Here is a 2,518-nt window from a genome sequence, read left to right on the forward strand (position 1 = left end):
AGCCGCCGGGGCCGCGACGAGCGGTCTTCCAGGCCGGCCGGACCTTCGGCCACGAAGCGGGCCACCCACTTGTTCACCGTCTTGATCTCGACGCCGAAGGCCGTGGCCACGGCCTTCGGCGGCTGCGCCTCGCTCAGCACATCTCGGCTCGACTGACAGGCGTCGTGCGGGCATTCCTATGCAGGTTCATCCGGTCCCCCGAGACTCAGCTGAAGTGTCGCAACAACAGCCTTCCCGGTCCGGACCGGATGGACAACCTACTGAGAGCTCACACCTAGAGCGTTCGGCGGTTCGAATAAACCGCCGAACGCTCATAAGTTCTTGAAGTTAGACCATTTGCTGCGCCGAACCGGCGTCCACTTCGGCGGCGAATGGTCTAGGCTCCTCCCTTTGATCCGCCCTTGATCTCGATGCGGCGGGTCTTGTCGCGGGCCTTGGCGTTCTTCGGCAGCATCACCTTCAGCAGGCCGTTCTCGAAGCGCGCCTCGATGTTGTCGGCGTCGACCTCGGCGGCCAGCGGGATGGTGCGTTCGAAGCGGCCGAAGCTGCGCTCGCTATAGCGGCGCCCGCCGTCCTCCTCTTTCTTCTCGGAACGCTTCTCGCCCCGCAGCGTGAGGGCGTTGTCCCTCAGGTCGAGCTCGACGTCCTTCGGATCGATCCCGGGCAGCTCGGCGCTGATAGTGTAGGCCTGGTCGGTCTCGTGCACGTCGATGCTCGGCATGACCATCGACTGGGCCGTCGCCCCGCCGCCGAAGCTGCGCGGCTCGGCGGGAGCGAAGAAGTCGTCGAACAACCGGTCCATCTCGCGGCGGAAGTTCATGAACGGGTCGCGACCAAAGGGAGTGGGCGCGGCGGCGCGCCACGGGGTGAGGTCTCGGTTCGCCATGTGTTTTCTCCCTGTTGCAGAGCCCCCGACATGCTTCAAGAACGGCGCTGCGGCGCCAGGCGGAACCGCGCTCGCCGATTTTTGATCGGCCGCATTTCCCGCCCGGCATGGAACCTGGACAGAAGCTGCACACCTTTCCCCGCGGAGGAGATCATGGCCGAGCCCCTGCACGTCGTCTGCCCGCACTGCGACAGCACCAACCGCCTGCCCGCCGAGCGGCTGGGACGCGCCGCCAAATGCGGCCGCTGCCACCGCGCCCTGTTCGACGGCGCGCCCGCGGCGCTGGACCAGGCCCGCTTCGCCAAGCACCTGGCCGGCAGCGACCTGCCGCTGATCGTCGACTTCTGGGCCTCCTGGTGCGGACCGTGCCGCGCCATGGCGCCGATCTTCGCCCGCGCCGCCGCCGAGCTCGAGCCCCAGGCCCGCTTCGTCAAGGTCGACGTCGACGCCAACCCGGGGCTGTCGGCTCAGTTTCAGGTGCAGAGCATTCCGACGCTGATCGCCTTCCAGGGCGGCAAGGCCGTCGCCCGCCAGGCCGGCGTCACCGACGCCGCGACGCTGAGGGCCTGGGTGGAGAGGCTCAGCCCGCGGCCGGTCGGGGCTTGAGCGGATAGCGGCGCTGCGCCGTTGCGATCATCCTCTGCTGCGGCGGAGAATCCGGACGTTGCCGTCGCCGGACGCCCGGTGGAAACTCAGCCGCGCACACTCCAGGAGCATCGCGTGAGGGACGGGGTCGACGACATCGCCACGGAGCCGGCCGCCGGGCTCCGCTATCCCTTCGCCGAGGGGCCGACGCCGAGCGCGGCGATCGAAGTCGCGCCGGGCGTGAAATGGCTGCGCATGCCGCTGGGCGGGCCGCTCGGCTTCATCAACGTCTGGGCGATCGCCGAGGACGACGGCTGGGCCATCGTCGACACCGGCATCGGCGGCGCCGAGACCTTGCAGGCCTGGCGCGAGGCGTTCCGCAACGCCTTGGGGGGCCGTTCGGCGACGCGGGTGTTCGTCACCCACATGCACCCGGACCACATCGGCATGGCCGGCTGGCTGACCCGCGAGTACGGCTGCCGGCTGTGGATCACCCGCCTGGAGTTCCTGACCTGCCGCAGCCTCGCCGCCGACACCGGCCGCGAGGCGCCGGAAGACGGGGTGCGCTTCTACCGCGCCGCCGGCTGGGACGCTGAGGCGCTGGAAACCTACCGCGCCCGCTTCGGCTTCTTCGGCCGGGCGATCCACGTCCTGCCGGACAGCTTCCATCGCCTGCGCGACGGCGATGAGCTGACCCTGGGCGGGCGGCTGTGGCGCGTGGTGACAGGCTCCGGGCACAGTCCGGAGCACGCCTGCCTCTATTGCCCGGAGCTGAAGCTGCTGATCTCCGGCGACCAGGTGCTGCCGAAGATCTCCTCCAACGTCGCGGTCTTCCCGACCGAGCCGGACGCCGATCCGCTGCACGACTGGCTGACCTCGCTGGCGCGCATCAAGACCCTGACGCCCGACGACGTCCTGGTGCTGCCGGCGCACAACGACCCGTTCTTCGGCCTGCACGCGCGGGTGGACCGGCTGATCGGCGGCCACCAGCGCGGCCTTGCGCGGCTGCGCAAGCTGATCGCCGAGCCCAAGCGGGTGGTGGACGTC

3 protein-coding genes and 1 pseudogene are annotated in these 2,518 nt (G+C 69.7%); 2 read left to right on the forward strand and 2 right to left on the reverse strand.

The features are described 5' to 3' along the window. Positions 1-190: pseudogene (locus tag VJS38_RS12090) on the reverse strand (leucine zipper domain-containing protein); the annotation flags it as partial. Between the two features lie 186 nt (positions 191-376). Beyond that, positions 377-886, reverse strand: coding sequence for an Hsp20/alpha crystallin family protein (locus tag VJS38_RS12095; RefSeq protein ID WP_324088400.1), 510 nt, complete (start codon positions 884-886; stop codon positions 377-379). A gap of 153 nt (positions 887-1,039) precedes the next feature. Here VJS38_RS12095 and trxC point away from each other — a divergent pair, with 153 nt between their 5' ends. Beyond that, entirely contained in the window at positions 1,040-1,492 is a 453-nt protein-coding gene (gene trxC / locus VJS38_RS12100) for a thioredoxin TrxC (RefSeq protein ID WP_324088401.1), read from the forward strand. Between the two features lie 114 nt (positions 1,493-1,606). Beyond that, positions 1,607-2,518: MBL fold metallo-hydrolase (locus VJS38_RS12105; protein WP_324088402.1), on the forward strand; the 912-nt coding region annotated here is incomplete at its 3' end.

It is taken from the genome of Phenylobacterium sp. (assembly GCF_035276905.1).
Lineage (GTDB): Bacteria > Pseudomonadota > Alphaproteobacteria > Caulobacterales > Caulobacteraceae > Phenylobacterium.